General features: G+C 48.8%; 9 protein-coding genes. 3 read left to right on the top strand and 6 right to left on the bottom strand.

What is annotated here, in order from left to right; all coding sequences use genetic code 11:
* Both ABFZ84_RS14730 and ABFZ84_RS14725 read right to left on the bottom strand, forming a co-directional pair.
* The coding region (locus tag ABFZ84_RS14730) for a ParB/Srx family N-terminal domain-containing protein (RefSeq protein ID WP_369314846.1) at positions 1–320 on the bottom strand (320 nt) is incomplete at its 3' end.
* Positions 321–986: 666 nt separating this feature from the next.
* On the bottom strand, positions 987–1,358 hold the full coding sequence (locus ABFZ84_RS14725; protein ID WP_369314845.1) for a hypothetical protein: 372 nt from the start codon (positions 1,356–1,358) through the stop codon (positions 987–989).
* 464 nt (positions 1,359–1,822) lie between these two features.
* Here ABFZ84_RS14725 and ABFZ84_RS14720 point away from each other — a divergent pair, with 464 nt between their 5' ends.
* Positions 1,823–2,107, top strand: coding sequence for an integrase core domain-containing protein (locus ABFZ84_RS14720; RefSeq protein ID WP_407067114.1), 285 nt, complete (start codon positions 1,823–1,825; stop codon positions 2,105–2,107).
* 138 nt (positions 2,108–2,245) lie between these two features.
* Entirely contained in the window at positions 2,246–2,755 is a 510-nt protein-coding gene (locus tag ABFZ84_RS14715) for a hypothetical protein (protein WP_369314844.1), read from the top strand.
* Between the two features lie 479 nt (positions 2,756–3,234).
* On the opposite strand, the gene ABFZ84_RS14770 is transcribed toward ABFZ84_RS14715, so the two are convergent.
* Complete coding sequence (locus tag ABFZ84_RS14770; RefSeq protein ID WP_407067113.1) at positions 3,235–3,546, bottom strand: hypothetical protein; 312 nt, start codon at positions 3,544–3,546, stop codon at positions 3,235–3,237.
* Positions 3,547–4,150: 604 nt separating this feature from the next.
* Here ABFZ84_RS14770 and ABFZ84_RS14705 point away from each other — a divergent pair.
* Positions 4,151–4,345, top strand: coding sequence for a hypothetical protein (locus ABFZ84_RS14705; protein ID WP_369314843.1), 195 nt, complete (start codon positions 4,151–4,153; stop codon positions 4,343–4,345).
* 191 nt (positions 4,346–4,536) lie between these two features.
* Here the strand turns inward: ABFZ84_RS14705 and ABFZ84_RS14700 are convergent, their stop codons facing one another.
* From ABFZ84_RS14700 to ABFZ84_RS14690, 3 genes are all read right to left on the bottom strand, one after another.
* Entirely contained in the window at positions 4,537–5,097 is a 561-nt protein-coding gene (locus ABFZ84_RS14700; RefSeq protein ID WP_369314842.1) for a hypothetical protein, read from the bottom strand.
* Between the two features lie 356 nt (positions 5,098–5,453).
* The gene (locus tag ABFZ84_RS14695) at positions 5,454–5,597 is read right to left on the bottom strand and encodes a hypothetical protein (protein WP_369314841.1); all 144 of its coding nucleotides are present in this window, start codon (positions 5,595–5,597) and stop codon (positions 5,454–5,456) included.
* Positions 5,598–6,083: 486 nt separating this feature from the next.
* Positions 6,084–6,392 (bottom strand): carbohydrate porin (locus tag ABFZ84_RS14690; protein WP_369314840.1); only part of this gene is annotated, 309 nt, incomplete at its 5' end.

The following is a 6,392-nucleotide window of genomic DNA, read 5'->3' as shown; positions in this document are numbered from 1 at the left end:
TCTGCAAGGAGTTGCTCGTCCCATCCGGCGTTAAGGGCGAGTTTGTTATCGGCAAGCACGTAAGCGCGTTTTTGTTTCGCGGTAAGGGAGCCGACCCTTCGACAAGGAATGGTGGAAAGCCCAACGCGCTTTGCCGCTTCGACCCGGCCGTGACCAGCAAGGATCATGCTGTGTTCGTCGATCAAAACAGGGGCGATGAAGCCAAAAGCACGGATGCTATCGGCAATCTGTTTGATCTGCTTTTTGGAATGGGTGCGTGCGTTACGCGGATTGGGCTTTAACGCGTCGGGATTGAGGTGTTCTAAAGTCTGATCTGACACAGTGCGTATCCTTCGTTATCCCCCCACCATTCATTTTACGAACCTTTACTGTTCCCGGTATGTTCTTCCTATTTGCGCGTTTTATCAAGGCCAGTCACAATAAAAACACCCATCCGAAGCGCGTTTCTTTTCCCCAATACTGTTGAGAGGGCGAGGTGTTACCGCTCGCGACTTCCACAACATTGCATTCCGTGTTCTCGGGCGGGAATTCGCTGTTATTGGCGAGTTTCTTCCCTGTTCAGTGCTTTGAATTCCCTGTTATCAAAGAGCAGGGAATTTGCGCGGAACTGCCCGAATTTTCACGCTTTTTGGGCGGTAAATTCCGCGTAATCGAGCCAGATACGATCAAATTCCCTGTAAATACCCTGTTATTGAGATTCAGAACGCGAAGCAGCGTTCGCCGCAGACTGCACCGCCCACCATTCATTCCTCTGGTGTTTTCGTCCTAAAGTGATATGCGCCAAAAGGTCCGCAGTGGGGCAGGTTTTCGAGCGTTTAAAATGTCGCTGTTGTCTCCATAGTGGGCGAGAGAGCGCAATGTTCGCAAAGGTCTCCGAGCGCCCATTTTGGCCACCAACCGAACGGGTACGATGATCGGCTGTCGAATAGGCAATGATGCCGAACGCCTACGCGTTTTGCCTTATTACGTCACAGATTTTGGTTTGATTAGTTTTGTGCCAGTCCGAATAGGCGACGCTGTTCCGACCAAGTGACAGGCAAATCATCAAGGCGGCGAAGTCGCTCTGGCGGCCAATCATCGGAGGTCGTTCCGTCCAATAATGCTCTGACTATATCAGGGGCCAAAAATGTGAGGCGCATTTGTTTGCTCACATCGCTAATGTCGGCGTTGGCCTCTTTCGCGATATCTTTGAGTGCTGTATCCGGATTGTTGAACCATTGCTCGCGCCAGAGGAAGGCGGTCTTCAATAAACCTGCGATGGTTTCATTGGGCACCGGATGGGCTTCAGTTTCGCCGAGCACTACTCGAAGCCCGGTGCCGAGTTCCGTCATCAGCGTACAGTCCAGTTTCTTTTGCACGCCGTAGCTGCGCTAGAATTTGTTCCTTTTTTTTGATTTTTCAGGTGCGTTACTTTTAATCCGGCGCATAGTCGTAGTCTTTCCATTTCGGCTCATGATTGCATTCTCGTTGTTGCACCGCGACAAGCCCGGCGTCGAACACGGTCGGGCAGAGGCCGAAACAAGGAATTCGCAACAGCCACAGCAACGCTCTTTACAAGGAGGAAGTCTAGTGAATCGTTCGGGAATAGCGGCCGCGTAAAGGTTGGATTTGAAAGCCAGCCATTGCGAATTACTGTGTAGCCGTTCAAGCTGGGGACTGAGGTTTCAATCTGATGCAAGGTTAGTTATGCGCGTATACGTCGACATTAGACGCGTATCGACTGCCTGATGAGAATGCCGTTGAGGTTCTCAATCGTCTGGTTCGCGTCGGCGAGACGCCCAAAGCGCTGTTTACCGACAAAGGCGCGGAATTTACCGGTCAGATGGTCGATCTGGGAGCTTATCAATACAAGGTGCGCATGGACTTCTCACGCTCGGCGACGCCGACGGATAACGCGCATATTGAATCTTTCGATGGGTCGCTGCGAGACGAGTGCCTGAATTTGCATTGGTTCGAAACGCTGGCCGACGCCCGCACTCTGATTGAAGCTTGGCGGCGCGACTATAATGTGTGTTGCCCTCGCATGGCTCACGGAGACATTCATCCTGTAGAATTTTCTTTGCAGACAAAGGATTCGCATGCCGCCACAAAAAAAATTAGCTGTTAGATTTTAACGCTGAACCCGGACCACCATCCCCAAGAGCTTCTGGAGTCGGTTGGCCCCCTCTTAAAATAAAAATTGGATGTTCCTGTCGCCCACCGCTCATTTTAATAGATGGACTTTGATAAGCATGGAGCAGATTCGATGTCTTCTTTTTCACCGCCGTCCTCAGGTATACGGTTTGCCGTTTTACCGGTTATAATACTGGCTTTCGGCCTAGCTGTGCCCACGATGGCTCAACAATACAAAGCCGAAATACCAACCTCTAGCGAAGGGTGGCCGGCGGCCTCGTTCGAGGTGTTCAGGATCGCGCCCGGAAAGCATGAAGCGTTCGTCCGCCGAATTGCCAAGTTAGATGAAGTGTTGGCGGTAGGGGGGCAACCTCCACTTCAGCTTTTCTTTCACGATTCCGGTAGTGATTGGGACGTGCTGATTTTCAAGCCTATCAGCGATGTGAAGTTGACGTCCGCACAAAAAGCCGCGATGGCCGCCAAGCGTAAAGAGTTGGGGCTTCCGGCCGGAGGGCCTGCGTCTTTCGTAGCTCTAAGGAAAAATGTGGCATCGCACACTGATACGAAGGCCTATGGACCAGTCTCAGCACAAAAATGGTTGGATCGGCTGGATCAGTGGCGCAAAGAAAATGGTGTAGAATAAATACAGAACTAAATTAAACGACTAATCCGCCTGCCTATTTGGTTCTTGCTTTGGGGTCGTTTAGTTTTGTGGTTGGTGCGCTGCGGTAATTTGTTTACACTGTTGCATTTTAGGATGCGCTAAACGCCCACTCTGGTATTTTCTTGTCATCATATCGGGCTAAATACCAGATGATCCGTTCGTGTCTGCTTTAGGTGATGTTACCCATCTCAGATATGACCTCTGAGTCCGTTTGAGTGGGATGCGAGCTGCTTAGCAACCAACCCTTCATCTCCATGCTGTAAAACGACCATGTTTGCGTCGCTGGACCTCCTGCTTTACTTGAACCATCACAAAAACTCCCTTGTCTAGCCCCCCCTATAACTGAGCCACAGATTTCATATTTTTGTACGAGAATGGTGAGGTATTGGAATGGCGAGGAAGCGTTTCGGTGACGAAGACATAATAAATTTACTGCGTCAGGTAGAGTTGAGCTTACCTCAAAGGGCAAGACACTGGATTGATACATCCCAGATCAATCGAGCGGCTTTCGACCCATAGCGGCCTTTGCTTTTGCCGCCTGAGTTGAGAGATGCACTTTGTCCGAGACTAAGTTCGTCACCTCGTGGCTGAACGATTAGATGGTGTTCTGTGTCGACGGCGGACTGAACATTATACCCGACCATGCCGATGTCATGACTTGTCGCCATCGACCTGGCGTCCGGGTCAGTCAGCGATATCTGATGATGCGGGGAGGCGAGAACTTCAGCCTCACGCTGTTTCAACTGTGCAAGCTTCACTTTCGTCGCCACTAGTTTTTCCAGCATTGAGACGATTTTGTCGTCGACGATGTAGTCTTCAAAGTTGGCCGGTAACAAAGCCTACTGACATTGATTTTCTCCTTCAATGAATCGGCGCATTTCGATCTCCCAAGAAACGTCAAAATGCTAATCTGATTTGCCGTTTCTACACAGTCTCAGGGTAAAGTGGACGAGCATCATTTAAAATTAATCAGCCTACTGATCTAAATAGAGTTAAGCGGGCCAGCGTGAAGTAAAGAACTAAGATCTATTTATAACATTTCGAAGAGAATAGGCCGTAAATAATTTAAACTAATACAGATTAATGAAGAGCGCTTTTTGCGCCGAAGGGGCATCTCACAGTTAGTTTGTGGCAGTCACAAAACCGTACTTTATATGCCCTTTAATGGATTTTAATAATCAGTATACTTTATACTTGATATGAAGCCGACTTAATGTTGCATGATTTTGTGGTGCTCTCTAATGACACGGGCTTCCCAAGCTTCTGTGTGAATTTTCTTTGGTCGGAAACCGGCGCATGGATTGTGATAGCAGCTCCCCCTAGCGATGAGTTATTGATCCACATTCCAATCGCACCATTCAACTGAGCTCTTGGATGAGTGTGATCATCGCCAATATTGCCTTTGCAGATTATTCGCTGATGGGAAAGATCATGGCAGCAGGGGTACCAAAGCACCAGGGCGATTTTGACCACTGTTATATTCGCACAGTTCATCGAGACCGGGTTATTTATCATACGACGCTAACGCTAAATTTAACTGTAAGTTGTGAAAGCCGCCTGAAGACCTGACGGTGCGCCTTTTTCGCTCTCGCAGTTTGTCGTATTTGAGTTTTTCTGCTTTCGTCATTGGCTCTTTGACATCGACTTGCCCTGTTCTCATGTCGACAATGATGTGATCGGGGTGAGGGAGGGGCTCAGGGCCTGTCCGACCAGTCAGTTTTCGGTCTTCAAGTTCGCGCTCCCAGTTCATCTGGAAGCAATTAAACAGGCCAATGCTTTGCCGGGTGATACGTCGTGTGATTGAATGGGCGAGACAGATCCCGCGCGTCGATTACTCCCAAATTATGCGAAGTATAGTCGGTGATTGGGAGCGTTGTCGGCTTCTCTTTGAGCTTCTCGATTAGCGCGGCCTCCGACCCAATAGGCACAATACGATGCGTGTCACTGTCTTTCCAGGTGGGGCTTCCGGTTTCCCCTTCAATAAGCAAAAATGGAATACCATTACGTTGCGCATCCATATAGCCTTTCAATGCGCTCCACCGAAAGGCTTGAGGGACATCGACTCCTTCATAGAACTCGAAGAATGGAGGACGCTTTCTGATGAGTTTGATAGAGTTGGCGATAAGGACTTCAACAGCCCAAAAGATATTGCCGACATCATCCTTAACCGAGCGCACCGCGAATTGAATGCTGTCGTCATGATCGTATTGTAAGTGACCGGACTTCACCATATCGAAGAGTTGGGTGGCCGTTAGATTTTCGAGCCCGATTTTCGAAAAAAAGTATGTTTCGAAAATGTTGGAGGACCGGTCGATAGTCAATTCGCTTATGCACTTTCGGTCATCGGCCAACGTCCAATAGCTGCTGCACCGGCCTATGTGTGCGTGCTCACATTTATCATCAAATGCAAAAGCGCGAGATTTGTTTTCAAACTTTGCGCTTGGATGGGTTATTTTCGTCGCTTTTGGCACAGGGTTACTTTTGGCTCAGGATTTAGTCGCTCTCATACATAAGCACCCAAGCATACATTTTTTGCCCTTGATCACAACTAGAGTTTTCTCCTCTTCCGTAAGCAGAATACCTTCATAGTCGTGGATAACGTCGGTTCCTTCAATTATCCGGTGCAAGTAATTAAAAAATGCAAAATTTGAATCGTGTTTAATAGCGCTTCTTCCGATCAACCGGCGTCATAAACTGTATTTGCGTCCGATTCAGTTAGTCCCGGCAGCAGGGTTATAAGCTTGCCGGGATACTGGAAGAGCGGATTTAATCTCTCTTCCTTTAGCGCCGTATAAAGGTTTTCGATCATTTTTTCGATCATACCCGGATCGAAATAGAACGGCTCAGCTCAGTGTGTAGCTTGTGGGTACGGGAGCAGAAATTAAGGGGAAAGTTCCCCGATTTGTAGTTTTAATTCCCTGTTATTGCGCAGGAATTCGCTATTATGGGCGAGCGGGTTCCTTGTTCGACAGTTCGAATTCCCTGTAAATACCCTGTTATTGAGTTTCAAGACGCCAAGCAGCGTTCGCAGCAGACTGCACAGCCCACCATTCAATCCTCTGGTTTTCGTCTATAAGGTGATGTGCACCAAAAGGACCGCAGTGAGGCGGGTTTTCGAGCGTTTACAACGTCTCTGTTGTCTCCATAGTGGGCGAGAGAGTGTCGATTTACGAGAAGTCTCCAAGGGCAATTTTCGACGACTAACTCAGCGGGGAATTGCATCGTAAATTGGTATGAATATTGGCTGACGAAAGCGTAGGCTTTCGTGACATCAGCTAACAAGTGTCAGGGGATTGGGGTGAGGGTATTATTCTGGTGCAAGTCTAAAGACGGTTCGCAAGCCGAAGGCCAGAGCGTTCTGGCGGCGGTAGGATTCTGTTCCGGGTGCGATGATATATTGAATATCGGGCTGGATGTGGATGTGATCGGTGACGGCGACTGAATAGGTTAGCTCAATCGCGGTTTCCCGCCGGTCAGCAAGCGGATCAATGCGCCGTTTTTCAGAAGAGGTTTCTGCGATTGCGACAGCGAGACCTAACTTGTCTCCCGAAAGGAACGTGTCATTCTGTACGAGGCCGATTGAATAGAACGCTTGAAAGTCATTATGCTCTGCGCT

Source organism: Hyphococcus lacteus (genome assembly GCF_041058985.1).
GTDB lineage: Bacteria > Pseudomonadota > Alphaproteobacteria > Caulobacterales > Parvularculaceae > Hyphococcus > Hyphococcus lacteus.
Note: the sequence above shows the minus strand (reverse complement) of the source record. Positions and strands in the feature narration are given on the sequence as shown.